Raw genomic sequence first — 15731 nt, 5'->3', positions numbered from 1 at the left:
TTATGCGGTGTGTCAGCGAGTGGTGTATCCGCCATTGGCGAAGATCGTCTGGCCGGTGATCCACCAGCCCTCGGTGGCGAGGAACCGCACGATCGGAGCGATGTCCTCGATCTGAGTGAGCTGATTGCCCATGCCCTGCGACTTGTGGAACTCCACCCGTTCGGGTGTTTCCTGACCGTAGAAGAACGGAGTGTCCATCGGCCCCGGGGCAATCGCCGTGACCGAGATTCCACGCTCAGCGTACTCCTTCGCCGCAGCCCTGGTGAAGTGCTCCACAGGGCTCTTTCCGCCGGCGTATGTCGAATACCCGTCTGTGAATGCCGCAAGCAGCGCCGTGACGATGGTGATGATCTTGCCGTTGTCGGCAAGGTGCTTCCCCGCCTCCTTGATGAAGAAGTAGGCGGCCTTGGAGTTGATGTCGAACATCGAGTCGTACTCGTCTTCTGTGGTGTCCGCGATCGGCTTGCGCAGCACCTTGCCCGTCGTATTCACTGCGATGTCGATCGTGCCCAGCGCCGAGGTGGCATCAGCGAACAGCTTCTCGACGTTGGCAGGCCGGGTGAGGTCTCCGGTCAGGAGCACGCCCTTTGCCCCGCTCGACTCGACCGCGGCGAGAGTGGCCTCGGCCTCACTGCGGGAGGATTCGGAATTGTAGTGAATGGCTATATCGGCACCTGCCTCGGCGGCCTGCTGGGCGATGAGCCCGCCCAGATTCTTTCCGCCGCCGGCGATGAGGATGTGCTTGCCCTGGAGTGATTGATCGGTCATGGCATCTCCGCTTGTATCGGTGGTACATCTGACTGTAGCGACAATACACGATAATATAGCGACATGACAGAGGTGGCATCGCTTGATACACGGACGCGGCTGCTCAACGCGGCTGCGGACCTCATTGCTGCAACCCCCGGGGAGGACTTCTCCCTGCGGGCGGTCTGTGATGCCGTGGGTGTGAAGATGCCGACTCTGTATCACTTCTTCGGCAACAAGCAGGGGCTCATCGAGGCCGTCATCGAACGTGGCTTCGACATGTATCTGTCTGCCAAGTCAGCCTCCGAATCCAGCGGTGATCCGATCCAGGACCTGCGGATGGGCTGGGATGCTCATGTGTCCTTCGGGTTGGAGAACCCCGGTTTCTACACGCTCATGTACGGCAAGGTCAGGCCCGGGTACTCACCGGAAGCGCAATCGAAGCCGAGCGAGATCCTCCGTTCACTGACACGTCGGGCCGAAGAGCAGGGGCGGCTGGTGGTTGGCTATGAACAGGCCGCGGCCCACATCCTGGCGACGAACATCGGAGTGACACTGCGGCTGATCATCCAGGGCCGAGCCGATCCGGATCTCTCAGCAGGAGTGCGTGAGGGCGTGCTCGCCGCGATCACCGGATCGGGGCAGGCCGGCGATGATGGGCAGCACTTGGGGCACTCGGTGATCGAACGTGCGGCAGCGCATCCGGAGGTCCTCGGTGCAGCCGAGACCCAGCTGCTCATCCAATGGATCAGCCGCCTCGGCGAGGGTGAGTGGACAGAACAGGATCAGTGACGGGCGTGCGAGTGAGCCGACGAGTACTTGCCAACGGCTCGGTGCAGTCGCTGCAGCCCTTCCTCGATGCGCTGCGGTTCCGCCGAGGCGAAGCACAGGCGCAGCGCGTTCGTAAAGTCACCGGTCTGGGAGAACGCGGTTCCGGGAATGTAGGCCACGCCTTCCTCCAGAGCCACGGGCATGAGGTCCTCGGTGTTGATGGTCTCGTCATTGAACGTCACCCATAGGAAGAAGCCCCCATCGGGATCCGTTGACCGGATCTCCTCGCCGAAGAGCCGTTCGAGCCCGGACGTCATCGCCGTCTTGCGCTCGCCATAGGAGCTGCGCAGATGGGCGACGTGGATCTCGGCATTGCCGTCATTGAGCCACTTCGCGACCATGTGCTGGGTGGGCAGGCTCGTGCACGAGTCCATGGTCTGCTTGGCGTTGATGATCAGACCGCGCAGGTCCGGGTCGATGTCGAGCCAGCCGATGCGCAGGCCGGGGGCGACGAATTTGGAGAAGGTGCGCACACCGAAGATCAGCGGATCATTGGGGCTGAGCTGGCTGAGGGAGGGGATGTCCTCCCCGGAGAAGCGCAGAGTGCCGTAGGGGTTGTCCTCGAGGATGACCGAATTGTGGCGGTGGGCGAATTCGAGGAGCTTCTCACGGCGGGCCAGGGACATCGTCACGCCGGCCGGGTTCTGGAATGTCGGGACCGTATAGATCACCGAGGGGGCGCGACCGGCCCGGGCCACGATGTCGTCGAGCGCGTCTACCTGCATCCCCTCGTCGTCGACCGGCACCTCGGCGATCTCCGCTTCATAGCTCAGGGCTGTGGCCGAGCCGTTCGTATACGTGGGGGCCTCACAGAGGACGAGGTCGCCGGGGCTGACGAAGAGCTTGAAGCCGAGATCGATTCCCTGCATGCCGCCGGTGGTGATGACCAGGCGCTCACGGTTGCCGAAATGCTCGGCCGGGATCTGACCGGTCTCATGCAGGTAGTTCAGCAGCGCATCGATGAGGACAGGCTCGCCCTGCGTCTCCCCGTAGGTGAAGCTCTCCGGAGTGAAGACGCTGTTCGCGATCCGAGCGAAGTCCTCGGCCGGCAGCATATCGGGTGCAGGTGAGCCCATGCCGAACTTGACGATGTCGTGGTCGTAGGCAGCGAGCATCGCCACGGAGGAATCGATGACAGAGCCGACGAGGCTGTCGGCCCGGCTGGCGAAGGGAAGGGTGGGACGCGATGACGCTGAGGATGAAGCTGACGGGCTCGCGATTGACATGATGACCTCCAACGGGGCTGCATGCCTGACGTCGACGTCACCGGCGATGTTCAGGAGCAATCTGCCCGAACGACGGAACTACTGGTGGTCTCAGCATAAGTACGACGAGCTCGGCGGGGCAAGAGGCGCGGCTGGGTGGGTGAGTCGGCAGGCCAACGGCGGGCCACCTCGGCGAGGGTGAGGCCTATGCTGGTGGTCATGGCCGACTCAAAAGAGCGTGACATCAGGACTGCTCCCATCGATGAACAGCTGCCCGCACTCGTCGACGAATACCGGGGCAAGCTCCTTGCTAGTTTGGAGGGGGTGAGCGAGGACGAGGCACGCCGTTCTCTGGTGCCCAGCCGGACGACTCTGCTGTCCTTGGCCAAGCACGCGATCTTCGTCGAGACCGTGTGGTTCGGGGAGGTCGTGACCGGGCGGTACCGAACCGAATACGGGCTGCCGAGTGATTCCGGAGACTCGTTCAACCTTGCTGATGAGGACACCGTGGCAAGCGTCACTGAGGCGTATTGGCAGGCTGTCGAGCGCTCGCATCACGCGGTGGAGGAGATGACTCTGGACACGGTGCTCACCGGGCACCGGTCGGGGCCGATGCCGCTGCGTTGGATCTACCTTCACATGCTGCGTGAGCTGGCCCAGCATTGCGGCCATGCGGAGATCCTGCGAGAGCAGGTCCTTGCGCAGCGGGCTCAGATCCCGAGCACCCGGATGTAGAGCCTGCTCGCCGTCGTGTCATGGTGACCCAGTAGACTAATGCGGTAATGACATCCCCGCTTTCACTTTGAGGTGAAGAACTCTCATGCCAGCAATCGTTGTCGTCGGCGCTCAATGGGGCGACGAAGGTAAAGGTAAAACGACCGATATCCTCGGCACCAGCGTCGACTACGTGGTCAAGCCCAACGGTGGGAACAACGCAGGCCACACGGTTGTCGTCGGCGGTGAGAAGTACGAACTCAAGCTTCTGCCGGCAGGCATCCTCTCGCCCAACGTCACTCCGGTCATCGGCAACGGCGTCGTGGTCAACCTCGAAGCCCTCTTCGAAGAGATCGAAGCCCTGGAATCCCGCGGTGCAGACACCTCGAAGCTGCGGATCTCGGCTAATGCCCACCTCGTCGCGCCCTACCACCAGACCCTGGACAAGGTGACCGAAAGGTTCCTGGGCAAGCGCGCCATCGGCACCACCGGACGCGGCATCGGACCGGCCTACATGGACAAGATCGGACGCCTCGGCATCCGCGTCCAGGACATCTTCGACGAGTCGATCCTGCGCCAGAAGATCGAAGGCTCGCTGCGGCAGAAGAACGAACTCCTCGTCAAGGTCTACAACCGCCGAGCCGTCGACGTCGAAGAGATCGTCGACTACTTCCTGCCCTTCGTCGAACGACTGCGCCCCTACGTCGCCGAGACCGAGCAGCTGCTCAACGACGCCCTGGATCGTGACGAGGTCATCGTCATGGAAGGCGGACAGGCCACGATGCTCGACGTCGACCACGGCACCTACCCCTTTGTGACCTCCTCGAACCCGACCGCCGGCGGATCCTGCGTCGGCTCGGGCATCGGACCCACACGCATCAACCGCGTCGTCGGAATCGTCAAGGCCTACACCACGCGCGTGGGGGCCGGACCGTTCCCCACCGAGCTCTTCGATGACATGGGGGAGTACCTGCAGAAGGCCGGCGGTGAGTTCGGAGTCAATACAGGACGCCCACGCCGCTGCGGTTGGTACGACGCCGTCATCGCCCGCTACGCCGCACGCGTCAACGGGTTCACCGACTATGTGCTCACCAAGCTCGATGTGCTCACCGGCATCGAGTCCATCCCCGTGTGCGTGGCCTACGAGGTCGACGGTGTCCGTCAGGACGAGATGCCGATGTCGCAGACCGAGTTCCACCACGCCAAGCCCATCTTCGAATACTTCGAGGGCTGGGCAGAGGACATCACCGGGGCTCGCACCTTCGCAGACCTGCCCGAGAACGCGCAGAAGTACGTGCTCGCACTCGAAGAGCGTTCGGGCTGCCGGATGTCGGTCATCGGCGTCGGTCCCGATCGCGAACAGTCGATCGTGCGGCACGACCTGCTGGACTGAGCGCCTGACGGACAGCAACGGCTGTGTCTCATCGGCGGTGATCTTCTCGGCGAAGGTCACCGCCGAAGTGTTTTCTTCATTCGAAATGCTGGCGCAGGTAGCGAATGACTTCCTCGACTCGGTATGGAGCCCGTATTCCGGTGGGCAATACAGCACTGACTCCGTTGTCCGGAATTGGATCGGAAACCGGAATCTCGATGATCCCGTGATCCGATGAGCGAGTTTCTCCGGGAAGCGAGTAGCGCAAAGAATAGCCGAGCCCGTTTGCAACGAGCGCCACCACCGTTGCGAGGTTCGAGCTTGTCCAGCGAATCTGCGGTTCGACTCCGGCTGCACGCATGAACTCGATGGATCTGTCTCTGCTGGGAGGAAGATCGATGAAGATGGCTGGTTCGCCCGCGATATCGGCGAAGGAGATCATTGACCGATGGCGCAGCGCATGGGTACTTGGAAGCATCACTTTAAGGGTGGCGTTGGCAACTTCCACAGCAGTTACCGTGGCGACACGCTGCCGGGAGAATACGATGGCTACGTCCACGGTGCCCTCGAAGAGGGCAGATTGCAGCTCGTCGGCCGATCCCTCTTGGTACGTGAAGTCGACTTCGGGAAATTCAGCACTGAAATGTGCGGCCAGTGGAGGGACCACCTGGGGTGACAGAGAAGAGACGCACCCGACCTTGATGGGTCCGGACATCTCTGATGTCGTGGTGTCTTCGAGTTCGGCCGTCAGAGCCAGCACGCGCCTGGCGCGTGCCGCGAACTCTCGCCCCGAGCGTGTCGGAGCGATGCCTTTCGCCCTCTGACGGATGAGCAGATCTGCTCCCAAAGTCTTTTCCAACTGTGCGATGGACATCGATACGGTCGCCTGGGAGACGTTGACCTTCCGTGAGCCAGCAGTCACTGACTCCGCGTCGACGACGGCGACGAAGTACTCCAACTGCCGCAGGGTGATCTCACTCATCAATGTTTCCTATCTACTTCTTAGGATCAATTGATTCTACAAAACCGGTGACGTGACGCACACTTGACTGCAACACGATCACTGCCTGATGTGAAGGACGACTGCCGAATATGCCTGAGACCGTTAAGCCCTACGTAGTGACGCTGGGAACCGCTGGTGGGCCACGATGGTGGCGCTACAAGGGGCAGAGCGTCCGCGCGGGGATCTCGACCGCGATCGTTGTCGGTGGCGCCGTCTATCTGGTCGATTGCGGCTACGGTTCGGGCCGTCAACTAATCCAAGCAGGTTTCGGACTCAATGACGTCACGGCCATATTCCTGACTCATCTGCATTCGGACCACATTGCCGACCTAGCCTCAATCGCTCTTTTCAGCACGTATGAAGTTACCGATGACATTCGCGACCCTATTGCTCTGATCGGGCCGGGAGACCGAGGCGCACTCCCGCTTATTTCACCTCATGCGAAGTCGGCGCCCCGGCCAGTATCGGAGGGTGCTCCGACACCGGGGACAGTCGACACTCTGACCCGCCTCGTCGAAGCACACGCGACCGACCTCAATGAACGTATTCTCGACAGCCTGCGACCATCTCCACTGGATGTCATCGCGGCGCAGGACATCGTCATCCCTGCCTCGGTGGGATTCCAGCCGAACGAGAACGCGTCTCCCGAGATGGCACCCTTCGTCGTGTATGAGGACTCCAAAGTCAGAGTCTCTGCCATTCTTGTAGAACATCCGCCGATGGCTCCCGCGTTCGGGTACCGCTTCGACACTGATGATGGATCGGTGGTGGTCTCAGGGGACACTGCTTACACCTCGAACATGATCACGCTCGCCGAGAACGCCGATCTGCTCCTGCACGAAGCTATCGATCTGGAATGGCTGCTGTCGAAATTTGCGGACCCAAGTGAACCCAGCGCCCGAGCCACTCGCAGCCATCACGAACGCTCACACACCTCGATCACAGACGCTACGAAGATCGCACGATACGCAGGTGTCGGTCAGCTTGCGCTGCACCATTTGGTGCCAGGAACGTCTGCTCCCTCATTCAGGAAGCAACTGGCCACGGAGGCAGAGACGAGAGTAATCGTTCCAGATGACCTGAGTGTTCTTCCGCTGCGGGGTCACTGAACGCAGAATGTTCCGCCAACCATCAGACCGACGACTCTCACCGGGTGACGATGATGCACACGTACAAGAAGCCACACTTTATGATCGCGATCCTGCCCTTGCTGACTCTGGTCGGCATGGCATTCATGTCGACCACCAACTGGGGCATCGGCATGATTGTGCCCATCATCTCCGGAGTGGCGGTAGCTGCCGTCATCGGCAAACTGCTCGGATTTTCGTGGCCGGAGCTGGAGCAGTCCTTGGCCGACGGGGTGAGCAAAGCCTTGACCGCAGTGTTCATTTTGCTGCTGATCGGCATGATCATCGGTACATGGATCAGCGGCGGCATTATCCCGACGCTTATCTATTACGGACTCAGTTTCATCCATCCGAGCATCTTCTTACCCTTGGCATGTCTGATCACAGCGTTCATATCGCTGGTTTTGGGCAGTTCGTTCACTTCTATTGCCACGATCGGCCTTGCGTTCATTGCGATCGGGGAGGGCATGCAGATGCCACTGCCAATTGTCGCTGGAGCGGTCATCTCCGGAGCTTTTTTCGGGGACAAGCTGTCTCCATTGTCAGACACCACGAATGTGGCCCCGGCGATGGTGGGTGAGAAACTTTTCGATCATATTCGACACATGCTGTGGGACACGATACCGGCGCTCCTCATCAGCGCGATTCTCTATTGGATCATCGGTCTCAACGTTGCTCGTACTTCGGAAATGGCATCCTCAGGGCAGGAAGCGATCCTCACTGGTTTGCAGGCCCAATTCGTCATCCACCCGCTGTTGTTGGTCGTAGTCGTATTGTCCTTAGCCATTATCGCCATGCGAGTGCCGGCTGTGCCAGCCCTGTTCCTTATCGCTCTGATGGGTGGAGCCACCGCACTGTTAGTGCAGGGCAGAACACTCGCCGATGCCATGCAGGCAATGACTGCCGGATACATTTCGGAAACGGGACAGAAAGCAATTGACAGTTTGCTGAGCAACGGTGGTGTGACCTCCATGTTCGAAACGGTCGGTCTGGTCATTGTTGCTACTGCGCTGGGCGGAATTCTCGAAAAGACCGGTATATTCGCCGCTCTCATTGAACCAATGATCCGACGCATCCGGCGAGCCGGATCGCTCATTGCAGCAACGATCCTCTCGACATTCTTGGTCGGGTTCTCGAGCGGTGCTCAATTCCTCGCTATCATCTTGCCGGCCCGAGGATTCTTGGAACCGTATAGGCGAATGAACCTCTCTCCGTTGAACCTGTCAAGAGCGGTGGAATCTGCGGGAACGGTCGGCATCAACCTAGTGCCTTGGGGCGTGCCCGCAATATTTGCTGCCGGGGTATTCGGACTGCAACCGACGGAATTCATTCCGTGGATCCTATTCGCCTTTATCGTTCCGCTGTTGAACATCATCTACGGATACACCGGCTTCACCGTTAAGCGCCTCACTGAGAAGTCACGGCCTGAAACGGCCACGAAGTCCGAAGCTGGTACTTCCGCTCGCTGAGTCTATATCTTGGGTGGTAGAACACGACGTTTTCAAGTAGCCGCCCAAGGAAAGGACACCAAATGTCGCAGCAACCGCGACTGACCGAGGCCGCCTATCAGGGCCCAGCCCTCGAAGTCGATCGTGACTTCTATCGGCCCATCGGTGAGCAGACCGAACGGCGCGAAGTCGTCGGGGAGTTCACTATCCCGATCCGTTCGGGACAGGCTTGGGAGGTACCAGCCGGTCATGTCTGTCGGATCTCCACCGTTGAGGGGCCGCAGGTCGGGGACCTCAACCTGTGGAATCGGCACGATCCTCGGGAGAGGTTCTGGGCATCGCGGACCCGTCAGCTGCAGGCGGCACACGTCTCGACGTTCGACCGGCTGTGGTCGACACTGCCGTTCCTGCGCCCCATGGCCACGATCGTCGGCGACACTTTGGCTGACTATGGCACAGATTCCGAGGGCGGTCGCTTCCACGACACTCTCGGCACGCGTTGTGATCCCTATGTCTCCACGATGCTCAACGGCGTCGACTTCGACTATCACTGTCACTCGAATCTTGTCCGAGCCATTCTCCCGTTCGGACTGACGGAGTTCGACGTCCACGATGTCCTCAACGTCTTCCAATGCACGGGTCTGAACGACAAAGACGAATATTTCATGAAGACCTGTCCTGCCCAACAGGGTGACCATTTCGAATTCTTCGCGGAGCAGGATCTGTTGGCAGCACTCTCGACCTGTCCTGGGGGAGACCTGTCCAAGCCGATGTTCGGCGAGGACAACGAGGACCCTGTCGAGAACTGTCACCCACTCAAGGTCACCGTCTATGCGTTGCCGGAGGGCCTCCTCGGCGACTGGAGGGAACCGAACTCACCGAATTATCGGGGCGGGCACGGGCTGAAGCCCCAGCCCTGGGGGTGAACTTAAGCGCTCTGGGTGCCGGCCGAGTTTAGGCGTCCGCCGCTGAACCAGCGCAGGAGTGCCGCGCAGAGGGCAAGGAATGCCACGAAGCCGCCGTACCAGCATGCGGTTGCGAAGAGTCCGATGGCGGGGACGAGGATCCCGGCGATGACGACCGGAAGGCCGAATGCCAGATAGCAGACGACGAAGACTGCGGCCATCACCTCGGCGTTGGCCTCCGGCTTCACGACTGCCTGGATGGTCTTCAGGGCACCCGGGAAGGCCGTGCCGAAGCCGGTTCCGGTGATGATGACGGCGAGGCAGTACAGTTCCGGCGAGGTGAGGGGCAAGGCCACCAGGGTGAGAGTGCTGCCGACGGCGAGTGAGATCGTGCCGTAGAGGGTCACGGTGCGCGCGGATCGGTTGCGCATGAAGAATCCGGCCAGTCCTCCGGAACCGGCGAGCATCGTGACGACGAGTCCGCTGACGAGGTGGGAACTCGTATGGAACTCGGTGGTGATGATGTTTGAGCCGAGGGAGAGGTACAAGCCTCCCGTGGCCCAGCCGGCGACGAAGGCAGGCACGGCGAACAGGAACGCCTTGCGGACTTCCCGGGGCAGAGCCGCGCGCGGCAGCAGAGATGCCCAGGCTCCTCGTCGTCGGGCCGAGGTCTCCGGCAGGACCCAGACGATGATGGCCAACAGCAGATATGTTCCCACGAGGGTTCCGAAGACCACCGCGGCGCCGCTGCTCACGACGAGTGCGGCGAGAGTTGCTCCGGCGAACAGTCCGCCGATGGCTAGGCCAGCCATTGCCGAAATCGCGTTCCATGACGAGGCTGATCCTGGCTTGTGCGGCAGTTCCAGGTCGACGACCGTCGCCGAGAGGGTCGACAGCAGAATTCCGCTGGCAATTCCTTGGATGACTCGGGAGAGGATCAGTGCTGCAGCGCTGTCGGCATGCCAGAACAGAAACATGCTGATGGCGAGCACGACGAACGCCGCGCAGATGACGGGGCGGCGTCCGATGTGATCGGAGAGTGCGCCTGCAGTGAGCAGTGCCGCCAGCAATGCCACGGCGTAAGCGGCGAACACCACCGTGATCATCACCGGAGCAAAGCCGAAATCGGCCTGGATGACAGGGTAGAACGGCGACGGAGCGCTGGCTCCGGCCATCATCGCCGAGGTGGCGATCAGGACTAGGCGCAGACGCCAGCGCTCGCGTGACCGCCAAACATAGGTGGGTGCCGGCTGAACCGCGGAGACAGAAGCCTCCTCCATAGTGTTCGAAACTTTTGGAACCATTCTTGGAGGTTATACGACATTCTCAAACAGTTCAACTATTATCGAACTATGGTTGCTAACGAAAAACTGCCGCATCCCGATCGTGAGGACATCGAACTGACGTCTGTGCTCTTCGCGCTGAGCGACGAGGCCAGACTCGCTCTGGTTCAGCAGCTTAAGGAGGGTCCAATGGACATGGCGAACTGCTCGGCACTGGATCCGAGCGCACCGAAGTCCACGCGTTCGCATCAGGTCAAGGTGCTGCGCGAAGCCGGCGTCATCATCAGTGAACTGCACGGCCGGAACCGCCGCTTGACGCTGCGGCGGGACGACATCGATGCGCGCTTCCCGGGCTTGCTGGAGTCCGTGCTGCAGGCGGAGTCTGCGCTGCAGGAGTGACGGTGCTCAGCGCACCGCCATGTCCCAGCTGTCGTCGGGCAGTGCCTGACCGGTCTCCAGGTAGGACTTGAGCCCGGCGAGAACCGCGGGCCAGCCTTTCGAGATTCCGGTGTGCAGACTGGAATCGGCGAAGTTCGTGTGGGTGACGGTCAGTTTCACCACTTCGCCGGACTGCTCGATGAGGTATGAGGCAACGGAGCCCTCGTCGTCGAGATCCTGGTCGATGGGTTGGAAGGTGAAGACGAGTTTTTTCGGTGGATCCGTCTCAAGGATCTTGCCCCAGACATCGGCTTTGCCGTCCGGTCCGCCTTTGTGGTGAGCCCATGACGACCCGACCTGCCAGTCGGAGACAACGGCGACATCGTCCCAGTACAGGCGCGTGATCTCGGGGTCGGTGAGCGCGTCCCAGACCTGCTGCGGAGTGGCTCGGATATAGGTGACATAGACGAAATCGGGAAATTCTTCGGTGGTGGTCATGGCTGTCTCCTCGGCTCTTCTCTTGACGGCGTCGATGACGTCGAAGTGGTGCTGGTCGAACTCGCGGGTCCATCGATTCTGCATCTCATGGATCGGGTGCGAGTTCAGGTAGTGTCGTCGTTCTCTTCCGTGTCGGACGATCGTGACCAGGTCGGCGTCGACGAGCAGATTCAAGTGCTGTGTCACTGACTGTCTGGCCATCGAGAGTCCTTCGCAGAGCTCGCTCAGTGACTGCCCATCCTCTTGGCGGAGGACGTCAAGGAGTCGTCGGCGGGTTGAGTCGGCGAGGGCTTTGAACACTTTGTCGAGTGTGTCGGCGTCGGTCACATCTCTAATATGCAGGCATTTGCCTGCATATGTCAATAGGGTGGCGGCATCAAACCGCAATAGGGTTCCCAGCCCCCTCAGTCATAGGATCGAATCAGACAATGACAGGAACCCCAAGGAGGTCGTCACATGACGCACGCTTCGCTTCTCAGCCGTTATGCGGATCGGCTCGGATTGAGTGATTCTGCCCCCGAATTGCATCGACGTGCTCAGGGATCCTGTGCGCAGACTGTCGAACTTCTCGACGAGATCCTGGTCGCGCACACGCACTCGATCTGCTTTGAGAATCTCGACGTCGTTGCCTTTCGCGCCAGGGGAGACCTCAAGGCCGTTGCCATCGATGTCGACGGAGCCGCGGGCAAACTGCTCACTGATGGTCGGGGCGGATACTGCCACGAGCATGCGTCACTCATCCGCGGGGTCGTCACCGATCTGGGTCTGAGGGCACACCCGATTCTGGCCCGAGTCCACCTCGGCGACGGGCAGACGGCACCGGGAGCACTGACTCACCAGGCGACCATCGTCGACCTCGACGGCCGTCGTTTTCTCATTGATTCCGGCTTCGGCGGGGGAACACCGGAAGCTGCGCTCGAGCTCTCCGAATCCGCTGCGGCGAGAATGACGTCCCACGGCGAACACCGACTTGTCCCCGCCAGGTCTGTTCTCACACCTCAGCTGCGCGCCGACAGCGACTGGGTGCTCCAATCACGAGCAAGAGATGACCAGGACTTTCGCACCGTCTATGCGTTCAGCGAAGTCCCTCGCCAGCAGGCCGATCTGGACCTGGCGAACTGGTTCACCTCGACGAAACCCGGGTCGCGGTTCACCGGTCCGCCGATCCTCGCTCTGCTGCTGCCCGAAGGCGGCAGGGTCACTTTGGAGGGGCGCCGACTGGGGCGCATGATCGGCGGTGCGCGACCCGACCGACACGAACGGACCCTGTCTGATGCCACGGAATTCGCCGAGCTGCTGTCGACTGAATTCGGACTCGACCTCGACAGGGAATTCACGGATCTGGTGTGGAGCGCGACCGCTGAGGGGTGAAGTGCCCGGTCTGAGGATCTGCGGGCAGACCTGAACAGCGGCCGGTGGGCCAAGCCAGTGTCAGACCCCGGGTCTACACTGCTGTCATGTCCGCGGCGACTCGGGATGACCTCATTCGCAGGCCACACCCGCGCCTGTGCCCCTTCGTGGGTGACTATGTCGCCTACGACGTTTCGGGCGTCCCCGCCGGGACACATCTCGGGCTGCCATCGGGCACCTTGACGTTCATCGTCTCCATCGACGAACCGCTGCACCAATACGACGCGGCAACCGAGTGCACCGAGTCGTTCGACGTACTGCTCGCGGGCCTGCATCTGCGGCCGACCCTCATCAGGCATAACGGCGCAATGGCCGGAATTCAGATCAACTTCACCCCCTTCGCTCCTCGCATCCTCTTCGACACCCCTGCCGTCGACCTCGCTCATCGCACGCACGATCTTGCCGAGATCGCACGACCCATCGCCGCCGAGCTGCACGGGCGCGTCAACGAAGCCACGACCTGGTCTGCCCGCTTCGATGCCATCGACGAGGTCCTCGTGCGCGCCGTTCACGAAGGCACCCAGCCTCGGCCCGAGGTGGTCAGCTCCTGGCAGCTGATCGCCCGCAGCCACGGCGGGCTGCCCGTCTCTCTCGTGGCGGATCGGATCGGTTGGAGCAGACGCCACCTCAACGGAGTGTTCCGTGCAGAATTCGGCATCGGACCTAAGGAGGCGGCGCGGGTCATGCGATTCGATCGGGCGAGACGAATGATCTCGGCGCAGTCTCGGACGTTGGCAGATATCGCCGCGACCTGCGGTTATGCCGACCAATCCCATCTCAACCGCGACTTCCGACTGCTCGCCGGCACCAGTCCGTCCCTGTGGCTGACCGAGGACCCCATGGTGCGGCAGGACCGGGATCGGCGTCCGCTGGATCGGTAAGCGCCGCCTCGGCGAGTGTCGGTGCAGCTGCACCCTTTGTCTCCGCGGCCCGCGCCGTTCCCAAATGTCCAAGCCGCCGAGGTGGCGCCGGGTCCACGATGGTGTGGACCGATACGACGAAGAAGGGACACATCATGTCAACGACCACCGGAGCCAATGTCTGGCCCACATTCCGCTACCGAGATGCGAAGGCCGCGATCGCGTTCCTACAGGACGCCTTCGGCTTCGAAGTCGTCGCTGAGTACGCGAACGCCGATGTCCCGCAGCGAGTCGATCACGCTGAACTGCGTTGGCCAGAAGGTGGGGGAGTCATGCTCGGCTCCACGCGTGACGACGGCGGTGTCATGACGAAGACCGGAGTCGCAGCAGGCTCGGTGTACATCGCCACAGGCCGAGTCGAGGAGCTCTATCAACGCGCGATCGCGGCCGGTGCCACGAAGGTCATGGGGCTGAGTGAACAGGACTATGGGTCCAAGGACTTCAGTGTCACCGACCCCGAAGGGGTGCTGTGGAGCTTCGGGACCTATCGGGGTGCGGGCGCAGATCAGGAGTGATCCCCGAGCACAGCGTCGGCCGCAACGTAGAGAGTCTGCTTCTCCAGCTGCGAGAGTGAGTCCTCAGCGGGCAGAGCTCGTTCGAGGGCGATTCCATTGAGGACGGTGCATAGGAAGCGCGCAAGGCGTGGGATGTCGCCTCGGTCGGGGACCCCACCCTCATCAGCGAGCACACGCAGCCAATCCTCTGTTCTCCGTTGCCCATCACGCTGAATAGCGAGGTACGTCTCGCGTACCTGCTCGTTCTGGTCCGCGACGATGAAGGCAGTGCTGACCGCCGTCATCGCCTCGCGTGCTTCAGCTCCGGCTCTGGCCGTTGCCAGCACCTGAAGAAGGCACTCGACGAGCCGATCTCGGGCGGGAATCGTCGCGTTGTGGATGTCGGTGTCCGCCAGCATCCAGTCATAGGCGCGCCGCATGACTTCGTCCCGCAGCGCCTGCTGGGTGGGGAAGTGGTGACGCAGCGACCCTGTACTCACCCCGACTCGCGCAGCGATCGCACGCACACTCAGCTTCGCTGTCACGCCGTCTTCGGTGATGATGTCTGCAGCCGCGGCGAGTATTCGCTCACGGGTGTTCGAGTCCTCACGTTCACTCATTCACATACCGGCTTCTTCTCTGCGATTCCTCCAAACAACACACTGTGTTAGTGTACTGGTGTTTCCACCAACACACTGTGTTGGTCCTGTGTCTAGGGCCAGGGAGGGTACCCAGATGTTCAAGCAATGGCGCCGACAGCGAGCAGTCAGACGGATAGAGGCCGGAGACGGAAGGCCCGTGAAGAGATTCCGTTGGTGGCAACTGCTGGGTCGGTCACTCTTTCACTTGGAAATCGCCGATTCGACTGGTCGCTGCAGTGAATACTCAGTGGACGTGCGGCAGTGGAAGACGGACGAGAACGGCTACGTGAAGGTGTTTCTCTATCGCAATGGCCTCCAGCACGCAGTATCCCGGGCCCCCGCAGTCTTCCCGGTCGAGGGCGGAGCGATTGAAGTTGCCGCCAGCAATTTCGGATTGAAGCGCTGCCACTTCGTGTCCGATGCCGGAGTTGAACGGCAAATGCACCCCGATGTTCATTCCGCAGAAGGCCGCCGAGCCCGTTTCGACGAGCGCCGGCCACAACTGAGCCGGCTGATCGGAATAGTCTCAATTGTTGCGCTGCTGGTGGGCGTCGGCCTGCTGCTGCAGCAGATCGCCGTGCCGATCTTGAGAATTCCGCCGATTGCTGAACAGATCGGGCCCGTCGAGCCGTTGATCCACCTTCCCCTATGGCTGTCGATCGGTCTGGGTCTCGTTGCCGCGCTCGCCAGCACGGAAAGAGCACTGCGCATGCGCTATCGGTGGTGGCTCGACGCGGCTGGAAACTGATCCTGCA

Annotated in this window: 17 protein-coding genes; 11 read left to right on the top strand and 6 right to left on the bottom strand. The window is 61.4% G+C overall.

Annotated features, from left to right (window positions below; all coding sequences use genetic code 11):
• Window positions 1–12 precede the first annotated feature (12 nt).
• Complete coding sequence (locus FO013_RS16175; protein WP_143923598.1) at window positions 13–768, bottom strand: SDR family oxidoreductase; 756 nt, start codon at window positions 766–768, stop codon at window positions 13–15.
• A gap of 63 nt (window positions 769–831) precedes the next feature.
• On the opposite strand from FO013_RS16175, the gene FO013_RS16170 reads away from it, so the two are divergent.
• Window positions 832–1539, top strand: coding sequence for a TetR/AcrR family transcriptional regulator (locus FO013_RS16170; RefSeq protein ID WP_143923597.1), 708 nt, complete (start codon window positions 832–834; stop codon window positions 1537–1539).
• On the opposite strand, the gene FO013_RS16165 is transcribed toward FO013_RS16170, so the two are convergent.
• Complete coding sequence (locus FO013_RS16165; protein WP_143923596.1) at window positions 1533–2804, bottom strand: aminotransferase-like domain-containing protein; 1272 nt, start codon at window positions 2802–2804, stop codon at window positions 1533–1535. The genes FO013_RS16170 and FO013_RS16165 overlap by 7 nt on opposite strands.
• Window positions 2805–3002: 198 nt before the next feature.
• Between FO013_RS16165 and FO013_RS16160 the strand changes: the two genes are divergently transcribed.
• Entirely contained in the window at window positions 3003–3518 is a 516-nt protein-coding gene (locus tag FO013_RS16160) for a DinB family protein (RefSeq protein ID WP_143923595.1), read from the top strand.
• 85 nt (window positions 3519–3603) lie between these two features.
• The gene (locus FO013_RS16155; protein WP_143923594.1) at window positions 3604–4890 is read left to right on the top strand and encodes an adenylosuccinate synthase; all 1287 of its coding nucleotides are present in this window, start codon (window positions 3604–3606) and stop codon (window positions 4888–4890) included.
• A gap of 76 nt (window positions 4891–4966) precedes the next feature.
• On the opposite strand, the gene FO013_RS16150 is transcribed toward FO013_RS16155, so the two are convergent.
• A complete protein-coding gene (locus FO013_RS16150) occupies window positions 4967–5851 on the bottom strand; it encodes a LysR family transcriptional regulator (RefSeq protein ID WP_143923593.1) in 885 nt (294 codons plus the stop codon).
• Between the two features lie 110 nt (window positions 5852–5961).
• Between FO013_RS16150 and FO013_RS16145 the strand changes: the two genes are divergently transcribed.
• The 3 genes from FO013_RS16145 to FO013_RS16135 all read left to right on the top strand — a co-directional run bounded on the left by FO013_RS16145 (window position 5962) and on the right by FO013_RS16135 (window position 9373).
• Complete coding sequence (locus tag FO013_RS16145; RefSeq protein WP_143923592.1) at window positions 5962–6981, top strand: MBL fold metallo-hydrolase; 1020 nt, start codon at window positions 5962–5964, stop codon at window positions 6979–6981.
• A gap of 80 nt (window positions 6982–7061) precedes the next feature.
• The gene (gene nhaC / locus FO013_RS16140; protein ID WP_222103655.1) at window positions 7062–8468 is read left to right on the top strand and encodes a Na+/H+ antiporter NhaC; all 1407 of its coding nucleotides are present in this window, start codon (window positions 7062–7064) and stop codon (window positions 8466–8468) included.
• 62 nt (window positions 8469–8530) lie between these two features.
• Window positions 8531–9373, top strand: coding sequence for an urea carboxylase-associated family protein (locus FO013_RS16135; RefSeq protein WP_143923591.1), 843 nt, complete (start codon window positions 8531–8533; stop codon window positions 9371–9373).
• A gap of 2 nt (window positions 9374–9375) precedes the next feature.
• On the opposite strand, the gene FO013_RS16130 is transcribed toward FO013_RS16135, so the two are convergent.
• A complete protein-coding gene (locus FO013_RS16130; RefSeq protein WP_260848202.1) occupies window positions 9376–10656 on the bottom strand; it encodes an MFS transporter in 1281 nt (426 codons plus the stop codon).
• Between the two features lie 48 nt (window positions 10657–10704).
• On the opposite strand from FO013_RS16130, the gene FO013_RS16125 reads away from it, so the two are divergent.
• On the top strand, window positions 10705–11034 hold the full coding sequence (locus FO013_RS16125) for an ArsR/SmtB family transcription factor (protein ID WP_143923590.1): 330 nt from the start codon (window positions 10705–10707) through the stop codon (window positions 11032–11034).
• Window positions 11035–11040: 6 nt separating this feature from the next.
• Here FO013_RS16125 and FO013_RS16120 read toward each other — a convergent pair whose 3' ends face one another.
• A complete protein-coding gene (locus tag FO013_RS16120) occupies window positions 11041–11838 on the bottom strand; it encodes an ArsR/SmtB family transcription factor (protein ID WP_143923589.1) in 798 nt (265 codons plus the stop codon).
• A 129-nt stretch (window positions 11839–11967) separates the two neighbouring features.
• Between FO013_RS16120 and FO013_RS16115 the strand changes: the two genes are divergently transcribed.
• The 3 genes from FO013_RS16115 (at window position 11968) to FO013_RS16105 (ending at window position 14356) form a co-directional block, all read left to right on the top strand.
• Window positions 11968–12882, top strand: a complete 915-nt coding sequence (locus FO013_RS16115) for an arylamine N-acetyltransferase family protein (protein WP_143923588.1) — start codon at window positions 11968–11970, stop codon at window positions 12880–12882.
• Between the two features lie 86 nt (window positions 12883–12968).
• Window positions 12969–13802 carry a helix-turn-helix transcriptional regulator gene (locus tag FO013_RS16110; RefSeq protein WP_260848201.1) on the top strand — a complete coding sequence of 278 codons (834 nt, stop codon included), beginning with the start codon at window positions 12969–12971 and terminating at the stop codon, window positions 13800–13802.
• Window positions 13803–13936: 134 nt separating this feature from the next.
• Entirely contained in the window at window positions 13937–14356 is a 420-nt protein-coding gene (locus tag FO013_RS16105; protein ID WP_143923586.1) for a VOC family protein, read from the top strand.
• Here FO013_RS16105 and FO013_RS16100 read toward each other — a convergent pair.
• The gene (locus FO013_RS16100) at window positions 14347–14955 is read right to left on the bottom strand and encodes a TetR/AcrR family transcriptional regulator (protein WP_143923585.1); all 609 of its coding nucleotides are present in this window, start codon (window positions 14953–14955) and stop codon (window positions 14347–14349) included. The two genes, FO013_RS16105 and FO013_RS16100, sit on opposite strands and share 10 nt — an antisense overlap.
• A 178-nt stretch (window positions 14956–15133) precedes the next feature.
• Here FO013_RS16100 and FO013_RS16095 point away from each other — a divergent pair, with 178 nt between their 5' ends.
• Entirely contained in the window at window positions 15134–15724 is a 591-nt protein-coding gene (locus FO013_RS16095; RefSeq protein WP_260848200.1) for a hypothetical protein, read from the top strand.
• The last annotated feature ends 7 nt before the right edge of the window (window positions 15725–15731 follow it).

This window comes from Brevibacterium aurantiacum (genome assembly GCF_007558825.1).
Classification (GTDB): domain Bacteria; phylum Actinomycetota; class Actinomycetes; order Actinomycetales; family Brevibacteriaceae; genus Brevibacterium; species Brevibacterium aurantiacum_A.
This window is presented reverse-complemented; position numbering and strand designations above follow the sequence as displayed.